This window comes from Metabacillus halosaccharovorans, assembly GCF_002019635.1.
GTDB classification, from domain to species: domain Bacteria; phylum Bacillota; class Bacilli; order Bacillales; family Bacillaceae; genus Metabacillus; species Metabacillus halosaccharovorans.
This window is the reverse complement of record NZ_KV917372.1, coordinates 1,153,639-1,175,807: the sequence shown is the minus strand read 5'-3', so window position 1 is coordinate 1,175,807 and position 22,169 is coordinate 1,153,639. Positions and strand designations below refer to the sequence as shown.

Below are 22,169 nucleotides of genomic sequence, written 5' to 3'. Positions count from 1 at the left end.
CAAATTCCTTTAAAATTATACTACTTATGTTACTCTTTTAGTTAGAACAAAGAATTCACAAATGGTGTGACATTCTGTAATACTTGGAGTAAACACGACTCTATGTAAGTATATGTTGAAGTGGGCTCAGTGTTCCTTCTGTGTATGATAAGGGGAGTTATGAAGTGTTGATACAATTGAAAAACTTGTGTAAGATATTTTTAAACGAGGAACCAATGCCAAGCAGAGGAGCTATGTAGTTCTATTTGACATTCTGATTAACATAGTCTATTATTATGCATAATCAATATTTTGAATTCAAGATAATTTTAAAGGGTTGAGAAAAAATGGCTAATACAAAGAATATTGAAGAATCATTAAAATTTTTTATCGTTCTCTCACGTGCACATCGAGCTTTTAATGATGTCGTGAATAAACATATATCCACATTTAATTTAAATCCAACTGAATTTGCTGTACTTGAGTTGCTTTATCATAAGGGACCACAACCTTTGCAGCAAATTGGCGGGAAAATTCTGCTTGCAAGTGGAAGCATCACATATGTAGTTGATAAATTAGAGCAAAAAGGATTACTGGAAAGAAGAGCATGTCCAAATGACCGCCGTGTTACACATGCCCAAATAACTGAAAAAGGACAGCAATTAATCGAAGAGATATTCCCAACTCATCAAGAGAAAATAGATGAAATAGTCAGCGTCTTAACAGACGAAGAGAAAAATCTTGTTACAGAGCTACTTAAAAAAGTCGGCTTTCATGCTAATGATATCATGAAAGGTGAGTAATTATCTTAAAAAGGATCATCCTGAGTAATAGGATGATCCTTTTTAGTTTATTCTTTCTGTTCATAAGGTAAAACTAGAACTTCAACTCTTCGGTTTTTCTGTCTGCCTTCTTTAGTGTCATTGCTGGCAACCGGCTTGTATTCACCAAACCCTTTAGCGCTAAATGCTTTAGCATCCAGCTTATCATTTTCAATTAGTATCTTCATAAAATTAACGGCACGCATTACACTTAAATGCCAGTTAGAATCAAAATCCGAGTTATTAATAGGTACATTATCTGTATGTCCACTTACAATAATATTCCGGGGTGGATTCATAACAAGTAGTTCGGATATTCCTCTTGCCAGCTGGACATCTTTTGATCGTATATCCGCACTTCCTGAATCAAAGAAAATGTCATTTAAAATTGTAATCATTAATCCTTCGTCAGTTAAGGTAGTTTGTAATTTCGTTTCAAGATTATTATCTTTTATATACGTATTTATTTTTTCCTGAATTTTTTGTAAGTTTTGTTGTTCCATACGTTTTTGTGCTTCTTCTATATTTTCTTCAGATTGCACTTTTTCTACATTTAGTTGCTCCATTTGTGCCTCAGGTGTTGGACTCGGGTATTCCAATACACCAGTACCACCGGTAAAAGCAGCATTTAAAGATCTAGCTATTTGTTGGAACTTTTGAGCATCAACTGAACTCATGGCAAATAACACAATGAAAAGGGCAAGAAGTAATGTTAATAAGTCAGCATAGGGGACAAGCCAAGACTCATCTACATGTTCTTCATGGTGTTTATGTTTTTTCTTTTTAGCCATCTATGCTCTCTCCCCCGGCGATAGCAGCATTTAGTTTATTTCTTTCTGCAACAGGTAAATATGTGGATAATTTTTGTTCAATTGCTTTAGGTGCTTGTCCTTCTAATACAGAAAGAACACCTTCAATGATTACCTCTTTTACCTTTGCTTCTTGTCTTGATTTGCGCTTTAATTTGTTTGCAAAAGGATGCCAAAGTACATATCCTGTGAAAATTCCCAACAGAGTTGCAACGAAAGCGGCACTGATAGCATGTCCTAATGCGTCAGTATTGCTCATATCAGAAAGTGCTGCAATCAAACCAACTACGGCACCAAGTACGCCAAGGGTTGGAGCGTAAGTCCCTGCTTGAGTAAAAATCGAAGCATTGGTTTGATGTCGATCTTCCATTGCTTCAATTTCTTCTGTCATAACATCGCGAATAAATTCAGCATTTTGACCATCAACAGCCATTAGTAATCCACTTTTTAGAAAAGGGTCATCAACTTCTGTAATTTTAGCTTCAAGTGCAAGTAATCCTTCTTTACGGGCAACTTGAGCCCACTCAGAAAATAATGGTATTAATTCTTGAATAGTAAATGTTTTTTGTTCTTTGAAAATAACTCCAAATAATTTTGGCACTTTTTTAATTTCACTTGTAGGGAATGCGATAACAACCGCTGCAGCTGTACCTAAAATAATAATTAATAATGCAGCCGGATTAATTAGTACTACAGGACTAACACCTTTCATAAACATACCGACTCCAACTGCAATCGCTGCTAAAACTAAACCTATTAATGACGTTTTATCCATTGTAAATCACCAAATTCCTCTTATTTTTCTTATATATTATATCGGAGGAAAAAGGAAAAACTTTAGAGTTTCTTCAAAGAAGTTGTGAAAAGAATATGACAAAGGGAGGCTCTTTATCATATTCTGCATATATTCAGGTTTTTGGGGGTGATGTTTTTAACACTTCCTCATCTTCATATAGGTAGTCATTCAGTTTATTTTGTTCTACTTCAAGTTCGTAAAGAAAAAAATCGTATAACAGCTTATGGCTATATTCATTAAAAAACATCATTTTTCATCTCCTATCAATGAATTTGTTAAGTTCATCATAGAAGAGAAATGAAAAAATGACGTCGGGAGCTTGAAGGAATTATTGGTCATCTAAGAGGTGGAGATTATTCAGTCTATTGACTGAGCGGCACTAACTTAAGATAAGTGAAAAACCATAGTAATAGAAGGGGAGGAAAGTGATGACCAGGTTGCTGTAGAAAAATAAACGGGAGTAGTAACTGGACTTATTTTCATATGCGATAGATGCTAAAAGTGCTCCAAATAAACTTGTACCGCAAAATAATGCAATCCCAAATCCCTCACCCAATCTTGCTTGAAAAAAGATAAAGCCAATGGCAGAGCCATTTAAGAAGAGGAAAAAAAATGAAATGAATAAAAATAACGTTGTACTTTTCATCATGAACAACACCTCATTGCAGTATATGAACAATGAAGACAGGCCATGACAAGATTAACGAAAGGATGAAAAAAGAATGATAAAGTGATAAAAACAAGTGAGAATGTAGGGTGTTCTTACTAAGTTCTCACTTGTTTCTTGATTTTTATGAAACTATATCCATATAACTATCGTCATTACAAATGATAAATAAATTTGCGTCCTCAGGGATTGTTTCTTGTAGTCTATTAATGATAGAAAGGTCATTTCCATTTGAAATAAGAAGTGCACCTTTTTTAGAAAGGGCTTTCCTTGCATCTTCATACGTTTTCCATTCCGGTTTTTTAGGAACAGAGTATAAGTCATAGCCTTCATTACTCGTAAGCTGCCGAATAACTTCACTTGATCCATTAAAAAGAATTGATCGTGCCGCGAGATGTGCAGCTGTGTCGTTAGCCGTTATGTATTCATTAACATTTACATGGGCAAATGCCTTAATATGTGCAGAATTCGTTACTTCACATAGAGTATAAATAGGTTTATTTCTCTCCTTTTCAATTCCTTTAACCATTGAACCAATTAATAATGTGTGACCATCAGCTTGAGATGCAGTTTGTAAGTCATCTGGTGAAAAAATCATAACTGATTTGGAGTGAAGAATGTTAGCTTGTTCAAGGATAGATGTATTTGCAGGATTGCCTTTTACAAATTCTACTCTGTCATGCTGAATCGGTGTTTTAGGTAGATGCTCATCAATGATAACGACCTGGATATGTTCAAATGCTTTTAAGAGTTCATCAAGTGTAATAGCTGCCTTTTTTGTCCAATTGATTAATAGAATGTGATTTTTTGTTGAAATAGTCAATTTTCCTTCCTCCTTTAATCGCTTTCGAATGCTAAAAAAGTCAATCACTTTTCCGATAAAAATACTCATAAGTCCAATTCCTATAATGTATAAAAACATAGCAAAAATTTTCCCGCTAACTGTCGTGGGTGAAACATCTCCATATCCCACAGTAGCAACGGTTGTCATTGTCCACCAAAGACCTTCAAAAGGGCTAGTAAACGTTTCAGGTTCAATAAAGTAAATAATATAACTACTTGATAATATAAGAGTTACTGTGGCGAGAATAAGTATCCAACTATTCATTTGAAGTGCTTTTAAAAAAAATCGAATCAAAATCATGGTTTATCCCTCCCGGTGTCGAAGATGTTAAATATCATTACATTATGAAAATATTAACATAAAATGGATCTTTTTTTTAGTTGATAAAGGAGAAGATTCGAAGAAAAAACAATAACAAAAAGGATTGCCAGTTAAGACAATCCTTCAGTAAACAATTTATCTAATAATGATGTTATCTTTTTCTACATCAACGATAATTTGATTGATTTTTTGTTGTTCCAATAAAAGGTCTGTAATTTTATCTTCTACATGCTCTTGAATAACCCTACGTAGTGGACGGGCTCCGAATGCCGGATGATAACCAAGTCCAGTTAGCTTTTCTTTTGCTTTATCAGAAACAGTCATTGAAATACCTTGTTCTGCTAAAGTTACAGCCAAATCGTCAAGCATTATCGTAACAATTTTTAAGAGATCTTCTTCTCCCAATGAAGAAAACTCAATAATGTTATCAAATCGATTGAGAAATTCAGGCTTAAAGAATGAACCTAATGATTCTAATAGTTTGCTTTCTTCAACAGCAGTATTCGATTGAGTTTCAAAGCCAACAGTCACACGTTTTTCTGCAACTCCGGCGTTGCTTGTCATAATAATAACAGTATCTTTGAAGCTTACCGTCCGTCCCTGACTATCTGTTAGACGGCCATCCTCTAATATTTGAAGGAACATATGCTGAACATCAGGATGTGCTTTTTCTATTTCATCTAACAAGATAATACTATATGGGTTGCGACGAACCTTTTCTGTTAGTTGTCCTGCTTCATCATGACCAACATAACCCGGAGGAGAACCAATAATTTTAGACACTGCATGTTTCTCCATATACTCGCTCATATCCAGGCGTATCATTGCATCTTCTGATCCGAATAATTCTTTTGCCAATGATTTTGTGAGCTCAGTTTTACCAACGCCTGTAGGACCAACAAATAGGAAGGAGCCGATTGGTCTGGTTTTTGATTTAAGACCAGCTCTGCTTCGTCTAATAGCTTTTGCCACCTTTTTAACGGCATCTTCTTGACCAATTACTTTATTGGAAAGGTTTTGTTCTAAAAACTTCATTTGTGATTGTTCATGTTGTTGAAGTTGGCCTACAGGAATACCTGTTTTCTTTTCGACGATTGTTTGAATATCTTCAATAGTAACCGTAAGCTTGTCGGATTTGTCTTCACTATGATTTAATTGTTCTGTTAATTTATTTTCTTCATCGCGTAATTTTGCTGCAACTTCATAGTTTTCAGTATTTGTTGCTTCCTGTTTTTCTTTTCTAAGTTGAATTAATCGTTTTTCTATTTCAGCAACTGAAGGAGTGACTTGCATTAAGTTCTTTTTTGAACCGGCCTCATCAAGTAAATCAATGGCTTTATCTGGTAAATATCTATCCTGAATATAGCGGTGTGAGAGATTTACGCAGGCTTGGATGGCTTCTTCCGAATAATTAACTTGATGAAAGTCCTCATATTTACCTTGAATACCTTTAAGGATCTCGATTGCTTTTTCAAGAGATGGTTCATGAACAATAACGGGCTGAAAACGTCTTTCTAAGGCTGCATCTTTTTCAATTTGACGATATTCCTTTAAGGTAGTAGCTCCAACTAATTGTAATTCCCCCCTTGCTAAAGCGGGTTTTAAAATGTTTCCCGCATCCATAGATCCTTCCGCAGATCCTGCACCGACTACTTGATGAATTTCATCAATAAATAGAATGATATTTTTACGATTTTGTAAATCGTCAAGTAACTTTTTCATTCTTTCTTCAAATTGCCCTCTAATACCAGTGCTTGCGACAAGTGATGCAACATCTAATAAATAGACCTCTTTGTTAGCAAGCTTTGCAGGTACAGTTCCATTAGCAATGTTTAAGGCAAGTCCTTCCACAACAGCTGTTTTTCCGACACCTGGCTCACCAATTAGTACAGGATTGTTTTTATTGCGTCGATTTAAAATCTCGATGATCCTGTCTACTTCCTCGTCGCGCCCAATGACAGGGTCAATGAGACCTGCACGTGCAGCAGAAGTTAAGTTACGGCCTAATTGATCAAGGATGCCGCCGCCGACTTGCTTGTTTTGTGGTTGTTCCATTTCAGTTGGATCAGGCTGAAACCCTTTAAAAAATTGCTCAAAAGGAATAGAAGAAAATCCTCCAGAACCAATAGGAATTGCTTGTTTATACGATGAATAGCATTCATGGCATAACGTTAGTTGTTTTTGTTGTTTATTTATTTGAATATTTAAATGAATAGTAGCTTTGTTTGTTTTGCATTTTTCGCATTGCATATTAAAAACTCCTTTTTCAAATAGTTTTGATGATGGAGGTCTTGACCAACTTTGACCAATGGGATAAAAATGATCAGTTGTTTGACCTTGTTTGACTATAGTATACTTTGACCAAATTTGACATTCAACTATTTTGATTCAAGAAATTTTTTCTAAATGGTATTCAAAAGGAACTAGAATCTTCCTGTTTTTCTTTCATATAATGATACAAGCCTGTTAACTATAGTGAGGTGTGCTGGATGAGAAGATCGTGGATTGCTCCTTTCCAAATTGCTGCTGTTTATATAGGGACTGTTGTGGGAGCTGGCTTTGCGACAGGAAGAGAGATTGTTGAATTTTTTACAAAATACGGCGTATTTGGACTTGCTGGTATCCTGTTAGCTGGAATACTTTTTATGTTTGTTGGAACAAAACTGCTCATCTTATCAAAAAGAATACGAGCTACTTCGTACCAGGATGTTATGATTTATTTATTTGGGGTTAGATTTGGAAGATTTGTAAATATATTTATGCTTATCGTGTTATTAGGTTTAACCTCCATCATGTTATCAGGAGCAGGAGCTATTTTTAGAGAACAGCTAGGCCTATCAGTTCGACTTGGTGTGATCATTACTATATTGTTGACGATTGCAGTCATGACTTTCGGAGTAAAGGGTCTTTTTAGTGTTAATCTAATTGTAGTTCCAATGCTAGTTGTTTTTAGTTTATTGTTAGCTGTACAAGCATTTTCAATTGAATCATTTGAATTCAGACCAAACAAATCATCTGATTCATATAAATGGATTATTTCAAGTTTTTCATATGCTGCCTTTAACTTAACGATGGCTTCAGCTGTGCTTGTCCCTTTAGCTAATGAAGTAAATGATGAAAAAATATTAAAAAGAGGGGGCATGTTGGGAGGGTTTTTATTAACAGTTATTTTAGTAAGCAGTCATATTGCTCTCTCTACATTACCAAATGTAGTTGAATTTGATATACCGATGGCAGAGGTAATGAAATCAACAATATATGCCGTCTACTATATATACATAGCCGTTATATATGGAGAGGTCTTTACATCAGTTATTGGAAATCTGTATGGTCTTGAAAGACAAATTGTTTCAATTATAAATGTACCGAGAATGATTATTGTATGTGGGATCTTGTGTTTGGCGGCATTTATCAGTAAGATCGGATATAGTTATTTAATTTCATCTTTGTATCCTATATTTGGATATATTTGCTTAGGAATGCTTGTGTTATTAATCGTTAAAAAAGTGCCGGATTAATCATAGGTTTGTGCTACACTAAAGAAACCAATATACTGAAGTCGTCGTGCAGTTAATGTTGCATTCCACTTCAGGAAAATAAAAGGACAAGCTGCTATAGACGTGATAAGGAGGCATTATTATATGGAACGAATTGCCTTAGTTTCTGATATACATGGAAACATGCCGGCGTTGATATCTGTATTGGAGGACATTGAAAGAAGAGGAATTAAAAGGATTTTTTGTCTTGGAGATTTAGTAGGTAAAGGTCCGGACTCTTTTGGATCAATTGAAAAAATCAAACAAACCTGTGAGCATGTATTGAAGGGGAATTGGGATGATTTTATTACCAAGGATACTGAATTTGAGGCATTAAAATGGCATCAAAAGCAATTATCAGACGAACAGAATCTTTATTTGGAATCTTTACCCTTTTCGATTGATTTTTATATGAGTGGCAAAACGATCCGATTATTCCATGCCTCACCGTTCAGTTTATATACTCGTATACAACCTTGGGATTCGATAGAAAAGCGTCTTAGTATGTTTGAAAACACAGAATACACAGGACACTCGATGGGTAATCCTGATGTTGTGGGCTATGGTGATGTTCATAATGCTTTTATTCAGCATCTTAACGGAAAAACTCTTTTTAATACGGGAAGTGTTGGCAACCCTCTTGACCATACTTCTGCAGCATATGTTATTTTAGAAGGTGAATACGAGTCAAAAGATGAAGCTCCTTTTTCTATTCAATTTGTCAGAGTACCGTATGATATTCAATATGCAATAAAATTGGCGAAAGATGTAAATATGCCGGATCTGGAACCATATATAAAAGAATTAACTACCGGCACATACCGTGGAATGAAAAATTAAGTAATAACAGGTGAGTAAAATGAACATTTTATGGGATTTTGATGGAACTTTATTTGATACATATCCTGCATTTACTCTTGTTATGCATGACCTTTTGCGTGAGAGAGCAGAGAAAAAAGACATTCTTAAACAGCTTAAAGTATCTTTTCGTCATGCGGCAAATCACTTTAATTTGTCAGAAGAACAGATTAATACGTTTAAAAAGAAAGAAAAATCTCTTTCTCCAAAAATGAAAAAGCCATTTCCTTATGTTGAAAACATTCTTATAAAAGCAGATGTTAATGTGATTATGACACATAAGCCGAGAGATGAAGTAAAGTTAATTTTAGACTACTATCATTGGAATGATTATTTTCAGGAAATTGTAGCAGGTGATGATGGTTTTCCGCGAAAACCTGATTCAGCTTCATATCGATATTTACATGAGAAATATAAATTAGATATAGCAATAGGGGATCGATTGTTGGATATACTACCTGCAAAGGAAATTGGAATATTGACATGCCTTTTTCAAAATCATTCACAAGGAGCGGACTTTTACTTAGAATCATATAGGGACTTCGATAATACTGTGAAATTATTGTAATCTTATCTTACTCGCCAATTGGCGGGTTTTTTGTTTGAGTATATGATTAAAAGAAGATTCAATGTTAAAGGAAAAGGGTGCTTTATTAAGTACTGGGTATTAGTGCTTTTTTTTAAAATCTATCCAACATTTCTTGAAATGTGGTAAATATGTTCATTTCGGGTCATATTGAGTGGTTTTTCATTAGAAAAGGTATTATTAAACGAATTATCACATATTTATTTAAGAAATCGGCAAAGTGTTATGTTTGACTGAAGAGTTTCATTCATATTATGATAATTCTAACTAAAACTGTGGGGTGATAATATGGGGCAGTGTTAAAAATAAATATAATTATCGCATCCCTTATTGTACTCCAAGCGGACGCAGATAATGATCATGTGAATTAATATAAAACATTTTATGTATGATTTAACTCTCAGGAGGTGACTCCTTTTCCGTTGAAAACGGAGAAAGGAAGCTTATTTGGACATAGTGAATTTGTTGCTTGTTGCAATTTTAATCGCTCTTACGGGTTTTTTCGTTGCTTCTGAATTTGCAATTATTAGAATTAGGAGCTCTCGTATTGACCAATTAATTGCAGAAGGAAACAAAAAGGCAGGCGCTGCAAAGAAAGTCATTAGTAATCTTGACGAATATTTGTCTGCCTGTCAGTTAGGGATAACCATAACAGCTTTAGGTTTGGGGTGGCTAGGAGAACCAACGATTGAACATATGCTAAAACCTTTGTTTCAGCAATATGAACTGCCTACATCTGTAGCTACTGTGTTATCATTTGCAATCGCCTTTACATCAATTACGTTTTTACACGTAGTTGTCGGAGAGTTGGCACCTAAAACAGTTGCTATTCAAAAGGCTGAAGCTGTTAGTTTATGGTTCGCAAAACCTTTAATGGCTTTCTATTTTATAATGTACCCATTTATCTGGATATTAAACGGATCAGCCCGATTTATTACAGGTCTTTTCGGATTTAAACCTGTTTCAGAGCATGAGCTGGCACATAGTGAAGAGGAATTAAGAATTATTCTTTCTGAAAGCTATGAAAGTGGGGAGATTAATCAATCTGAATTTAAGTATGTTAATAAAATCTTTGAGTTTGATAATCGAATTGCCAAAGAAATTATGGTGCCGCGTACCGAAATTGTATCTTTATCAATTGATGCACATATTCATGAGCAGCTTGAAATTATCAAAGATGAGAAATATACAAGATACCCAATCGTAGATGGAGATAAAGACCACATTGTTGGTATCGTCAATATTAAAGAAATTTTTACAGATCTTATACAAGTGGAAAACCAAAAAGCCTTTTCAATTGAAAAATATGTTCGACCTATTATACAGGTGATAGAGTCAATTCCAATTCATGAGCTTTTGTTGAAAATGCAGAGAGAACGAATTCATATGGCCATCTTAATTGATGAATATGGAGGCACAGCTGGTCTAGTGACTGTTGAGGATATCTTGGAGGAAATCGTAGGAGAAATTCGTGATGAATTTGATGCGGATGAAGTACCTTTAATTCAGAAGATATCTGATTCCAGATATATTATTGATGGAAAAGTTCTAGTTAGCGAAGTGAATGGATTATTAGGAGTAGAAATCGATGATTCTGACGTTGATACTATTGGTGGCTGGGTATTGACAGAACGATATGATATTAAGAAGGGTGATTTTATCGAATTTGGTTCCCATATTTTTAAAGTTCATGAAATGGAAAACCATCACATTCGTTCCCTTGAAATCACAACAGTTCCACAAGTTGTCTCGACAACAAGTCTACTCGATAAAAAAATAGCCACATCATAAAGGTGAAAAGAACTTACATCATGTAGGTTCTTTTTTCTATTTTTGAAACTTTTCCCATATTTATACGTAACATAGAGATAGTAGTTATACAAAGTGAGAGGAGGGAACTTATGAAGAACGGTAAAGTTTTTTATGGTGTCTGCTTAATTGGGTTAGGACTATTCTTTTCATTACAATCATTTGGACTAATAGGTAATTTATGGAATGTCTCCTGGCCAATTATTTTGTTGTTTGTTTCAGTAGGTTTTCATTTAGGATTCTTTTTGAGTGGAGGCAAAAAGCAGCAAGCGGGATTGTTGGTTCCTGGAGGTATATTATTTGTATTAAGTTTGCTCTTTATGTTTGAAGAGATGACAAATTGGTCATTTTCCGGTTTTACATGGCCTTTTTATCTTTTCGCCGTTGCATTTGGTTTATTTGAATTATGGTTATTTGGTGGAAAAGAGGTGGGGTTGCTTATCCCCATTTTTATATTATCTGGATTAGGTGTTGTCTTTCTTATACAAAATCTTTTTACCTTTAACATTCTTTCCTTTTGGCCAGCTATCTTAATTATTATCGGGTTATTTCTAATTTTCGGCAGAGGGAGACATCACTCGAAAGATTTATAAGTGAGAATTGAATTTCCCTTTTGAGGATATCATAAAAAAGCTTCATAATAGAGGCTAAAATGTAACCTGGGGGAGTTATTATGACACAATCCAAGTCCCAAAAAGAACGTCAGTGGACTGTACGTAAGCAATCACAAAATCCTCATGGTAAAGTAAAATCATTTGATCAGCTTGCACAGGATGCAGGTAAAAAAGAAGATCATTAAGAAAAAAGGTGAGATTCTCACCTTTTTTCTATCAACAGCAATTCATCCGATTTGTTAAACTTTTGACAAGCCTTGGCAATGTCTTTTAGATGATTATTTAAGTAGGCTTGATCCTTCGATAACCATTTCGTTTCTTTTAAACCCTCAACGATATAATATGAAAAATCCCAGACAGCTTGTTTAATAAAAGGAGAATTTTCTTGTGCAATGTATGTCAATGCCTTTAAGATGGCGGTCATAACGGAAACATCTTCTTTTGCGTAATGTCGTATTTGATAAAAACATTCATATAAATAGTCATCAAAGCCAGGCCTTTCATAGATGACTCTTAATTGACGATGCTGATCATAATAAAATGGTGTTGCTAAATGTTTTTTACCCAGTAAAGATAAAATTTTAGCCAAGTGGTTAATGCTGTTTATTGCGGTATATGGATCATTTATGGAAGGTGAAATTGCTCTTAGGGCAATTTCAACAAGTTTTTGAAAACCAAAATGAACATCTTGGAAAGGCTCTTGATCAGTTGAAATCGTAATATATGATAAATATATTTCTGCTTGTTTTTTATCCTTAAGCCGCCAAATCGAGAACAGCGGGGTATATTCATCAACATATTTCCCTAAATCCTGTTCTATTTTAATGATGAGATTATCTTTCGTTGAGTGTGTCACTAATTTATTAAATTCAATATATTCAATATAGCCCGAGCGTTTGCTATATACTAAATAAGGTTCAAGCGATTGAATTTCATCAAACTCCCAATTTTCCCAAGGTGGATATTCTTTATAGTTTTCTTCATCAACAAATTGTTTATGAATCGATTGAATCGTTTTTTGAGTGATGTGAAAAATTAAGTTACTTACTTTAATCCATGTTGTGACATGATGAATGAAAAAAACGAACATTCCTAAGCAAATAATGGAGACAATGATAGCAAATGTTGGAACAATATAAAATGAAGGATCTTCATTATTTCTAACGAGCAGTAATAAAATGATTGTATAAATAAATCCACCTATAAAAATACCCAGTACACGCTGAGTATGATGATCAGTGATAAAATTTTGTAGAGTTCTGGGTGAAAATTGAGAAAGATAAGTAGTTAAAACGACGAGAATTGATGAAAACGTTATAGTGGTCATAGTTAATAGTGAAGTTGATAAAGAGCTAAGAATGGTTTGTGCAAGATTCACATCTGATAAAAAGACATTTGGTATCATTGTAGTAAAATCATGTAACAGAATAAATCTATCAATAACCATGCTGATAATTGCTAAAATAAAGGCAATGATACTATATACAGTCGGTAAGTACCAGAAACTGCTTCGAACACGGATGAGGATTTGCTTCAGTGACATACGAACTCCTCCATAGATAAATTCATTGCAAAAAAAATATATTCGTGATATATTTTCTTAGTTGAAAATTTAACAAAAATCCGATTTTGAAAAATCGGGAGAGGTTCTAGCTAAACCCTCTATAAAAAACTATGATATCTTTTACCTGAGATATAAGTTTTATTATAGATGAACTATAGCAAACACCTCGAAAATGAATTCGAAGGTGTTTTTTTATTTTGTAAATATATTTTTTAAAAATTTCTAATATGTAAAGTTTATGTTAAATACTCACTGTTATACACGAAAGATCATGTAGAAGGGAACGGTTTAGATGAAGAATGAAAAAGCGGTTGTTGTTTTTAGTGGTGGACAAGATAGCACAACTTGTTTGTTTTGGGCGTTAAAGCAGTTTAAGGAAGTTGTGGCTGTAACGTTCAATTATAATCAACGACATAGCTTAGAAATAGAGGTTGCCAAGTCTATTGCGAAAGAATTGGGGATTCAACATCATATTTTAGATATGTCCTTATTAAATCAGTTAGCTCCAAATGCATTAACAAGATCGGATATTGAGATTGAACAAAAGGAAGGAGAACTTCCATCAACTTTTGTTCCTGGCCGTAATCTTTTGTTTTTATCGTTTGCCACTATTTTAGCAAATCAAATTGGGGCAAAACATATTGTAACTGGTGTTTGTGAGACTGATTTTAGCGGCTATCCAGATTGTCGTGATGCATTTGTGAAATCATGTAATGTGACGTTAAATCTAGCTTTAGATCGCTCGTTTGTCATCCATACACCACTCATGTGGATTAATAAAGCTGAGACATGGCAAATGGCAGATGAGCTTGGTGTTCTCGATTTTGTCCGCCATAAGACACTTACATGCTATAACGGCATCATTGCAGAGGGATGTGGGGAATGCCCGGCATGTGAATTACGTCAAAAAGGACTTGATGAGTACTTGTCTGATCGTGAGGTGAAGGAGCAATGATGCAACAAATATATCCTCAAGTTCAGCATCCCTTCCAATTTGAATTAAATAAAGATATGCATATTGCTGCAGCACACTATATACCACATGAGGACGCAGGGAAATGTCAAAAAGTCCATGGCCATACGTATTTTGTTAACATTACCATTGCTGGGGATGAGCTTGATGAGTCTGGATTTTTAGTGAATTTTGCTTCATTAAAAAAATTAATCCATAACCGATTTGATCACTCACTATTAAATGAACATACAGATCTTTTTTCAGATAAAGATTCAAATTATTTTCCAACAACTGAAGGTGTGGCAAGAGCAATATATGAAGTGATACAAAAAGACTTGAATACAAAAGAAAATAAACCTAAATGTGTTCAAGTTTTCGTAAGAGAAACACCGACTAGCTATGTTGTGTTCCGCCCGAAAAATAAGGAGGAACAAGTGTGAAAAAAGTACCGGTATTAGAAATATTCGGCCCAACTATTCAAGGTGAAGGAATGGTTATTGGTCAAAAAACAATGTTTGTTCGTACTGCGGGATGTGATTATTCTTGCAGCTGGTGTGATTCTGCCTTTACTTGGGATGGATCAGCCAAAGATGATATAAGACAAATGACAGCAGAGGAGATTTGGTCAGAGTTAGTTGAATTAGGTGGAGACCGCTTTTCACATGTCACCATTTCAGGAGGAAATCCAGCTCTTCTAGGAAACCTTCAAGAGTTCGTTACCCTGCTAAAAGATAATGGAAAGCAGATTGCAATTGAGACACAAGGCAGTCATTACCAAGAGTGGTTAAAGCAAATTGATGATTTAACTATTTCACCTAAGCCGCCTAGCTCTGGTATGAAGACCGATTTTGAAAAACTCGATCACATTATTCAAAAGTTAACGAGAGAAGAAACCTCTCAGTCTATTAGTTTAAAGGTTGTTGTGTTTAACGAACAAGATCTTTTTTATGCAAAGAATGTTCATAAACGTTATCGAGACATTCCATTTTACCTGCAGGTTGGAAATGAAGATGTTCATGGTTCTGATACAGAGCATCTAGTTCAACACTTACTTAAAAAATATGAGTGGCTCATTGACCAAGTGATATTAGATTCAGATTTAAATGCTGTGCGTGTTTTACCACAGCTTCATACGTTAGTATGGGGAAACAAACGTGGTGTGTAATCAAGAATGTAAGGAGGCCAAATCATGGCAGGAAGAAAAAACGAAGAATTAAAAGATGTAACATTATTAGGGAATCAAGGAGTCAAATATTTATTTGAATATTCACCTGATATTCTGGAATCATTCGATAACAAGCATCCTAATCGTGATTATTTTGTTAAATTTAATTGCCCGGAATTTACATCATTATGTCCAATAACAAATCAACCCGATTTTGCCACAATATATATTAGCTATATTCCTGACAAAAAAATGGTTGAAAGTAAATCGCTAAAGTTATATCTATTCAGCTTTAGAAACCATGGAGATTTCCATGAAGATTGCATGAATATTATTATGAATGATCTAATTGAACTAATGGATCCTCGCTATATAGAAGTATTGGGGAAATTTACTCCACGTGGTGGCATTTCAATTGATCCATACACAAACTATGGAAAGCCTGGAACAAAATATGAGGAAATGGCACAATACCGTTTAATGAATCATGATTTGTATCCTGAAACAGTAGATAATAGATAAGCAAAAAAAGATAAGTTGAGTATACGAATTACTCAACTTATCTTTTTTATATTTAGTAAAATTACAATGTCATATTATAAAAGTTTATTGATTAAAATCAATTCCTTATCGGAATAAATTACTCATCAGCATCTCCATTAAGAGGAATTTGTTGGAATTGTAGGACTTTTAAAGTAAGGTCCATAACAATTTTTTCACGTAATGTGCTAAAGCTCTTAGCAGGTCCGTTGTAATTATGAGGAGAAAAGTCTAATTCAAAGAAATCAGCTCCGATAAGCTCACAGAATGGCTGTTCATTGTAAAGTACACTATTTTCAAAGAAGTACTTATCTAAACGAGGTGATTCTAAACCAACAGGATCAATAAATTGAGCTCTTCTTTGTTCTCCAAAACCAAAGATTGGATCATTTAATAATTCCCCAGAAATATCAGCAAAACCTGAGAAAGGTACCTTTGCTGTAGTTGTACGGACTGAACCGTAACATTCTTTTGTTGCATATTCAATGTTTTTACGAATATAACCTTCTACAAATAATTTAGCTCCTGCAGAAGTAAAGAATCCTGTATCACCAATTTCTGTGAAAGGTCCAACAGGTACAAGTTTGCATTGAGTTAAAAATACATCTTTTAAAACTCGTTTAATTTCGCCTGCTGGAGGATTAAGCGGAATATCCGCTTCTACTACGACTTGGATAGTAGGCTCAGCTAAAACAAGAGGAACCTTGATTAGCGGACTAACCAGGTTTGGATTCACAACAGCTGGACCTGTTGAAACAGGAAGTTGTGTCTCTGTACGAGCCTTCACTTCACACTTATTATTTGCACCAACACACTTTGATTTACCATTACTTTTAGGATAAAAACCCATTAAAATTCCCTCCTACTAACTATTTAAAGAATTAAACTTTATACAATAGGATATACAAATTCTTCTTTTATGCTTGGATGAATATTACTAGTTTAATAGTGGAATTTTTTGTTAGGTGTTCTGTTTTTGGCTTTAACTAGACGAACTACTAGAATTAATAACCTGTTGCTGGAGCAAAAGAAGTTGCAGCTCAATAATAAGCACCTGATCAATTTGGTAACAGATCTTTTTAATCCATTCTCTTGGCGGTTTTTGGTCTGAATTTAACGCTGGAATAAATTCTATTGATTCATCAATAAAGCCTTCAATAAATAATGTTCCTTTTGAAACATGTCGTTTCATTTTATTTGAATCAAGAGAATAATCCGTGGGTAGAAATTTACAGTTTGTTACTACTACTTCTTTGGTAACATCAACAATGTTTGTAATCCCTTTTTTGAACGGAATGGTTGTATGAATAACTATTTCTGTTTGGTACTCACCAAGAACAATTGGTAGTAGTGTTTGGGGATAAACTTGAGTATCCTCTAGTTCAGAATCAATAACAGTTTCTGTTGAGGTGGACTGTCCAGTGTGAATCGGTGTAAAGTTATTTGGTAAAGTCTCAATTAACTGATTCTGTTTTATCCCTTTTTTGTTTAAATCAGTCATTAACCGGATATCGGAACTGACAAGTTTGCAAAATGGTTGATCCTGATAATACGTAGTAGTAGTAAATTGCTGTTGATCAACGTGTTGATTATCTTTTTTTTCCTCAAATAGTTGTATATTCTGTTTTATTTTATTTCCATAGATAGGATTGTGAAGAAAAGAATCAATGTGAATATAACTGGAAAATGGAATAGTTGTCATTTTTATTTTGGGAGAATTACTTTTTCCATTAATGTAGTTTGTTGAGCCACCCAATTTATTAGTAGAATTATTCATCTCTACTTTTGCTTGGTTTTTAAGGGGGAAGGGGCTGGTTTTATTATTTGTAAACTGAAGCATTTTTTCACTCCTGACACAATTATTTCTTAATATTGTGTATGCAACTATCTTTTATTTGCCCCCCTTATAAAGTAATCTATTCCTTGCAAATATTATGGGCCAAATTCATTTTGCAGCAATGTTTTTTATCGTGAATTTTCTCTTCATTCTGATTGATAGCATAGCATCTAATAAAAACCTATAAAATAGGAATATGTAAAAAGGGATTTATTTTGGAGGTGTATATAATGGAGTTCCATGAAGCTGCTAAATTGCGAAAGGAATGGGAGGAAAAGGGAAACAGAGAGTGTAAACATCTTCAGATTGAACAGCGGTTTTTGGGAGAATATGCTGGTGACTATGCGTGTAAAGTATGCGGGCAAACTTTTTTGTCTCCAATTCCAGATAGTAAAGGTGAAAAATAAAACGAGAAGGATCAATCATCCTTCTCGCCGCTTTTCTATTAAGAAAATGAATCTTTAATAATTTTATAGTTTTTATGATTAACAACCGTACGTCTATCAAGGTCTAAATCATGGAAATTCTCCATATACGTGAGATCAACAATTACGGAATTTTCATTTACTTTCTCAACAACACCTGTTAAACCGTCTTTAAATTCAATGATACTGCCAACTTTAGCGATTTTCATTGCCTCGCTCCTTTACATATTCTTATACGATTAAAATTTTTTATCTCTTTATAATTCTAATCATCTGTATACGCTTAACGCCGTGAGCCAAGGGCGCTAATGAATAAATAGAAAATCTCTATTAGAATTATTTAACACTATTTTTTTTCGTAAGTAAAGCGTTTTTACTTATCTTTTCAAAAATATGACAAATGCCTTTTTACCTCACACATAAAAGCAAAGAGTCGATGATTAGTAGAACTCAATAACTGATCAAAAAAGTTATTTATGTTATATTAAAAAAGAGTTTAAGCGAAGGAGCGTTCAACATGGATGACACAGGTTTAGTATTAGAAGGCGGAGGGATGCGAGGGGTTTATACAGCTGGTGTTTTAGAGGTTTTTATGGAACAGGATTTGTACGTTCCATATGTTATTGGTGTATCAGCTGGTGCATGCTTTGGGGCTTCTTATTTATCGAGACAACGAGGGAGAAATCGTAAGGTAAATATAGATTATGTTACACATCCAAAATATATTTCTCTTCAAAACTATATAAAGCATCGTCAATTATTTGGCATGGATTTTATATTTGATGAAATTCCCAACTTACTTGTTCCATTTGACTATGATACCTTTTATAAGGGTACAGAAGAATTTGTCATAACGGCAACCGATTGTCAAACAGGTCAACCCGTTTATTTTAATAAAAAGGACTATGGAAAAGATATGTTAACCGTAATCCGTGCATCAAGTTCATTACCTTTTATCGCTCCTGTTGTTGAATATAAAGGAAAACAATTATTGGATGGAGGGATCACTGATTCTATTCCAATTAAAAAAGCGGAAGAAGATGGTAACAAACGTAATATAATTGTGCTAACAAGAGAAGAATCCTACTTCAAGAAAAAATCAAACATTAGGTGGTTAATGAATAAATCATATCGCCAATACCCTAAATTAATTGAAGCCATCTTAGCTAGATATAAAATGTACAATGATACACTTGAACATATTAAGGAACAGGAAAAAGAAGGTAAAATATTTGTGATTAGGCCAAGCTCAAAATTGAAAGTGGGCAGAATTGAGAGAAATCAAACCAAACTTGAAAATTTATACATGATGGGAATGGAAGATGCCAAGAGGGAGTTTAAGAGATTGGAAACTTGGTTAAAAACATCTAATTAAGATCCTTGCAAATAAATACCCCTTTTTCTATAATGAAGCATTGAATGCTTATAAAGTGAGGAAAGATGATGGACAAGCAAACGATTAATGACATTCTTAATAAATTAAAAGATGGAGAATTACACGAATATCATGTTGCAAAAGAACAATTCTTGCCATTTCGTGATGTTCTCGTAGCGCGTGAGGATTTTAAATATTTTCGCGGAATTGCGAAACAAGGTGGACATGTTGTCTATCATTATTTAAAAGAGCCGAGAAGTTAGTACCACTTCTTCTAGGCTCTATTTTTTTTGTCCGTTAACCTATTATTAACTTATGGTAAGTCTACCAGATTTTGAGGAGTGCTATTGTAGAGTGATCCTGTTAGGCTTGTGTATGTGGCAAGGACAACAAGAATTCAAAATATTAATTTGTGAATCTTTAGGAGGTAACAAACCTATGAAAAAAATGGTCTTAAAACTTGTTGCTGTTTCAACATTAGCTTTATCGCTTGTAGCGATTACTGCACCACAATCAAAAGCTAATGCTGCAACAACACATCAAGTAAAAACAGGTGATACATTTTGGAACATTGGTAAAAAATATGGAGTACCTGTTAAATCGATAATGTCAACAAACAATAAAACATCACATTTATTATTAGTAGGTGAGAAATTAGTTATACCACAGAATGTAACAAATGCTGAGATCGATTTATTAGCAAGGCTTGTACATGCTGAAGCAAAGGGTGAGCCTTATGCAGGGAAAGTTGCAGTTGCGTCTGTTGTATTAAATCGAGTTGATAGTTCATTATTTCCGAATGATATAAAAAGTGTTATATATCAAAAAGATCAAGGCTATTATGCTTTTACTCCCGTTCAAAACGGAGCCATTAATCAACCGGCAGATACTTCTGCAAAAGAAGCTGTGAAAGAAGCATTAGCATTTCGTGGAATGGGGAACGGTTCTCTCTATTTTTATAATCCCAAAACAGCGAAAAGCACTTGGATTACTTCAAGAGAAGTAACTATTACAATTGGAAATCATCGTTTTGCAAAATAATATAAGGATAAAAGGAGCACCTAATCAGGTGCTCCTTTTGTATTTTCTATACTATCAAAAGACTTAATCTGTATAATTCTAACAAAAGTTGGAAACCTAAAAAAAAACAATGTTATGGAGCGTGCAAAGTGGATAAATGGATAATAAAATGTCGAATAACAACATAGTGCAGGAACCGATTGTACAAGTGGTCAATAAAATGAGAAGGTCTTCAGATTTTATTCAATACAGTGATAAGAATGATCATTTTCAATATTGGTTCTCGTATTTTCGTACATTAGTTGATACGGAGACTCTTCAAAAGAAGGTAATGCCGGCACTAAAAAGTAATGATTGGAAATCACTTTTGGAATTGAAGAATGCTATTCCAATCGAAGAGATCCTTCTAACGACAGATACAAACACAATTAAAGACAAGCTGCTTGATGGATATATTATGGTCACGTTAACAGAATATGGTATTCATTGTTTACTCATAAAGGCAACCCTTAATAAAGCACGTGATGTTTCACTTCCAGAGGTCGAATTTAGTGTTGTAGGGCCAAAAGAAGCATTTGTAGAATCGATTGAATCTAACATAAATTTAATTCGCAAAAGAATACCTGATGAGAAATTAAGAATTCGTGAGCTTCAGATAGGAGATCTTTCCAAAACGAAAGTCGCCATTTTATGTGTTGAAGAAATTGTAGATGAAGAGAACTTCCGAACTGTTTTGCAGCGGATAAATGAAATTGAATTTGATCAAATAAGTGATAGTTCGTTTATTACCCAAATGATATCAGATAATCATAATTCACCATTTCCTCAGCTATTAGATACAGAAAGACCTGATCGGGTTGCTTCTATTCTAGCTGAAGGAAAAGTAGGTGTTATGGTAGATGGTTCACCACATGTACTAATTGGACCTACCACTTTAGTTGAATTCTTTTCAGCATTTGATGATTATTTCTACAATTGGGTGAATGCGTCATTTATCCGGCTTGTTCGATTGTTTGCCGTTGCATTTTCGATTTTAATTACACCCATTTATGTTGCTGCCTTAACCTATCATTATGAGTTAATACCTAATGACTTATTAAATACACTTATTTCATCTCGCAGAGAGGTTCCATTACCACCTTTATTAGAAGCGTTATTTTTAGAACTAACGATTGAACTATTACGGGAAGCAGGAGCACGACTTCCAACAAAGGTTGGTCAGACAATCGGTATCGTTGGAGGGATTGTTATCGGAACTGCTTCTGTTGAAGCAGGATTAACAAGTAATATTTTGCTTATTATTGTGGCATTATCCGCACTAGCTTCATTTACTACTCCTATTTATGCAATGGGCAATACGATTCGAATGCTTAGATTCCCTTTTTTGCTTTTTGCTGAGTGGCTAGGATTATTAGGGATTGTGCTTTGTTTTTGTTTTTTAACAACCCATTTGTTGAAGTTAACATCGCTGGGAAGACCATTTTTAGAGCCGATCTATCCACCAAGGACAGCTGATATGAAAGATTCATTAATTCGTTTGCCATTTTCCTTAATGGCAAAGCGTCCTCAACAATTACGACCTGGAAAGCCAATTCGCTTTTCAATTAAAAAAGCCAAGCAAAACAAGGATATTGATGAATAAGTGAGG

26 protein-coding genes are annotated in these 22,169 nt (G+C 34.3%); 16 read left to right on the top strand and 10 right to left on the bottom strand.

Translation table 11 applies throughout. The features are described 5' to 3' along the window. Positions 1-326: 326 nt before the first annotated feature. On the top strand, positions 327-782 hold the full coding sequence (locus tag BK577_RS20075) for a MarR family winged helix-turn-helix transcriptional regulator (RefSeq protein WP_078434585.1): 456 nt from the start codon (positions 327-329) through the stop codon (positions 780-782). Between the two features lie 47 nt (positions 783-829). Here BK577_RS20075 and motB read toward each other — a convergent pair whose 3' ends face one another. The 6 genes from motB to BK577_RS20050 form a co-directional block, all read right to left on the bottom strand. Then, on the bottom strand, positions 830-1,591 hold the full coding sequence (gene motB, locus BK577_RS20070) for a flagellar motor protein MotB (RefSeq protein WP_078434584.1): 762 nt from the start codon (positions 1,589-1,591) through the stop codon (positions 830-832). Further along, positions 1,584-2,384, bottom strand: a complete 801-nt coding sequence (gene motA / locus BK577_RS20065) for a flagellar motor stator protein MotA (RefSeq protein ID WP_026559945.1) — start codon at positions 2,382-2,384, stop codon at positions 1,584-1,586. The genes motB and motA overlap by 8 nt, the downstream gene beginning before the upstream one ends. Positions 2,385-2,517: 133 nt before the next feature. Next, entirely contained in the window at positions 2,518-2,655 is a 138-nt protein-coding gene (locus BK577_RS26150; RefSeq protein ID WP_169908408.1) for a hypothetical protein, read from the bottom strand. A gap of 129 nt (positions 2,656-2,784) precedes the next feature. Then, positions 2,785-3,054: a hypothetical protein gene (locus BK577_RS20060; protein WP_078434583.1), complete on the bottom strand. Its 270-nt coding sequence runs from the start codon at positions 3,052-3,054 to the stop codon at positions 2,785-2,787. Positions 3,055-3,196: 142 nt separating this feature from the next. Beyond that, positions 3,197-4,216 (bottom strand): potassium channel family protein, encoded by a 1,020-nt coding sequence (locus BK577_RS20055; RefSeq protein WP_078434582.1) that lies wholly within the window; start codon positions 4,214-4,216, stop codon positions 3,197-3,199. A gap of 156 nt (positions 4,217-4,372) precedes the next feature. Further along, on the bottom strand, positions 4,373-6,487 hold the full coding sequence (locus BK577_RS20050) for an ATP-dependent Clp protease ATP-binding subunit (protein WP_078434581.1): 2,115 nt from the start codon (positions 6,485-6,487) through the stop codon (positions 4,373-4,375). Between the two features lie 239 nt (positions 6,488-6,726). Here BK577_RS20050 and BK577_RS20045 point away from each other — a divergent pair, with 239 nt between their 5' ends. The 6 genes from BK577_RS20045 to BK577_RS26475 all read left to right on the top strand — a co-directional run bounded on the left by BK577_RS20045 (position 6,727) and on the right by BK577_RS26475 (position 11,825). Next, entirely contained in the window at positions 6,727-7,755 is a 1,029-nt protein-coding gene (locus BK577_RS20045) for a YkvI family membrane protein (protein ID WP_078434580.1), read from the top strand. Between the two features lie 123 nt (positions 7,756-7,878). Then, complete coding sequence (locus tag BK577_RS20040) at positions 7,879-8,613, top strand: metallophosphoesterase family protein (protein WP_078434579.1); 735 nt, start codon at positions 7,879-7,881, stop codon at positions 8,611-8,613. Between the two features lie 19 nt (positions 8,614-8,632). Then, positions 8,633-9,199, top strand: a complete 567-nt coding sequence (locus BK577_RS20035; protein ID WP_078434578.1) for an HAD-IA family hydrolase — start codon at positions 8,633-8,635, stop codon at positions 9,197-9,199. A 465-nt stretch (positions 9,200-9,664) separates the two neighbouring features. Continuing rightward, entirely contained in the window at positions 9,665-11,008 is a 1,344-nt protein-coding gene (locus tag BK577_RS20030; protein WP_078434577.1) for a hemolysin family protein, read from the top strand. A 110-nt stretch (positions 11,009-11,118) separates the two neighbouring features. Continuing rightward, complete coding sequence (locus BK577_RS20025; protein ID WP_078434576.1) at positions 11,119-11,619, top strand: LiaI-LiaF-like domain-containing protein; 501 nt, start codon at positions 11,119-11,121, stop codon at positions 11,617-11,619. 80 nt (positions 11,620-11,699) lie between these two features. After that, positions 11,700-11,825, top strand: a complete 126-nt coding sequence (locus tag BK577_RS26475) for a DUF6254 family protein (protein WP_226530086.1) — start codon at positions 11,700-11,702, stop codon at positions 11,823-11,825. A gap of 17 nt (positions 11,826-11,842) precedes the next feature. Here the strand turns inward: BK577_RS26475 and BK577_RS20020 are convergent, their stop codons facing one another. Continuing rightward, on the bottom strand, positions 11,843-13,183 hold the full coding sequence (locus BK577_RS20020; RefSeq protein WP_078434575.1) for a DUF2254 domain-containing protein: 1,341 nt from the start codon (positions 13,181-13,183) through the stop codon (positions 11,843-11,845). A gap of 313 nt (positions 13,184-13,496) precedes the next feature. Between BK577_RS20020 and queC the strand changes: the two genes are divergently transcribed. Genes queC through queF form a run of 4 tightly spaced genes read left to right on the top strand, consistent with a single transcriptional unit; the run spans position 13,497 to position 15,846 of the window. Continuing rightward, entirely contained in the window at positions 13,497-14,159 is a 663-nt protein-coding gene (gene queC / locus BK577_RS20015; protein ID WP_078434574.1) for a 7-cyano-7-deazaguanine synthase QueC, read from the top strand. Next, positions 14,156-14,599, top strand: a complete 444-nt coding sequence (gene queD / locus BK577_RS20010) for a 6-carboxytetrahydropterin synthase QueD (protein ID WP_078434573.1) — start codon at positions 14,156-14,158, stop codon at positions 14,597-14,599. Before queC ends, queD begins: the two co-directional genes overlap by 4 nt. Further along, positions 14,596-15,324: a 7-carboxy-7-deazaguanine synthase QueE gene (gene queE / locus BK577_RS20005; protein ID WP_078434572.1), complete on the top strand. Its 729-nt coding sequence runs from the start codon at positions 14,596-14,598 to the stop codon at positions 15,322-15,324. Before queD ends, queE begins: the two co-directional genes overlap by 4 nt. Positions 15,325-15,348: 24 nt before the next feature. Next, entirely contained in the window at positions 15,349-15,846 is a 498-nt protein-coding gene (gene queF / locus BK577_RS20000) for a preQ(1) synthase (protein WP_078434571.1), read from the top strand. A gap of 118 nt (positions 15,847-15,964) precedes the next feature. Here the strand turns inward: queF and BK577_RS19995 are convergent, their stop codons facing one another. Beyond that, the gene (locus BK577_RS19995; RefSeq protein ID WP_078434570.1) at positions 15,965-16,714 is read right to left on the bottom strand and encodes a CsxC family protein; all 750 of its coding nucleotides are present in this window, start codon (positions 16,712-16,714) and stop codon (positions 15,965-15,967) included. A 132-nt stretch (positions 16,715-16,846) separates the two neighbouring features. Next, complete coding sequence (locus tag BK577_RS19990; RefSeq protein ID WP_078434569.1) at positions 16,847-17,704, bottom strand: BC_2427 family protein; 858 nt, start codon at positions 17,702-17,704, stop codon at positions 16,847-16,849. A gap of 227 nt (positions 17,705-17,931) precedes the next feature. Between BK577_RS19990 and BK577_RS26145 the strand changes: the two genes are divergently transcribed. Next, positions 17,932-18,108: a hypothetical protein gene (locus BK577_RS26145; protein WP_169908406.1), complete on the top strand. Its 177-nt coding sequence runs from the start codon at positions 17,932-17,934 to the stop codon at positions 18,106-18,108. Between the two features lie 38 nt (positions 18,109-18,146). Here BK577_RS26145 and BK577_RS19985 read toward each other — a convergent pair whose 3' ends face one another. Further along, positions 18,147-18,335 (bottom strand): YkvS family protein, encoded by a 189-nt coding sequence (locus BK577_RS19985; RefSeq protein ID WP_026559928.1) that lies wholly within the window; start codon positions 18,333-18,335, stop codon positions 18,147-18,149. Positions 18,336-18,643: 308 nt separating this feature from the next. Between BK577_RS19985 and BK577_RS19980 the strand changes: the two genes are divergently transcribed. The 4 genes from BK577_RS19980 (at position 18,644) to BK577_RS19965 (ending at position 22,163) form a co-directional block, all read left to right on the top strand. Beyond that, positions 18,644-19,501 (top strand): patatin-like phospholipase family protein, encoded by an 858-nt coding sequence (locus tag BK577_RS19980; protein WP_078434568.1) that lies wholly within the window; start codon positions 18,644-18,646, stop codon positions 19,499-19,501. A 68-nt stretch (positions 19,502-19,569) separates the two neighbouring features. Then, positions 19,570-19,764: a hypothetical protein gene (locus tag BK577_RS19975; protein WP_078434567.1), complete on the top strand. Its 195-nt coding sequence runs from the start codon at positions 19,570-19,572 to the stop codon at positions 19,762-19,764. A gap of 175 nt (positions 19,765-19,939) precedes the next feature. Further along, positions 19,940-20,542, top strand: a complete 603-nt coding sequence (locus tag BK577_RS19970) for a cell wall hydrolase (RefSeq protein WP_078434566.1) — start codon at positions 19,940-19,942, stop codon at positions 20,540-20,542. 136 nt (positions 20,543-20,678) lie between these two features. Further along, positions 20,679-22,163 carry a spore germination protein gene (locus BK577_RS19965; protein ID WP_078434565.1) on the top strand — a complete coding sequence of 495 codons (1,485 nt, stop codon included), beginning with the start codon at positions 20,679-20,681 and terminating at the stop codon, positions 22,161-22,163. Positions 22,164-22,169: the final 6 nt, after the last annotated feature.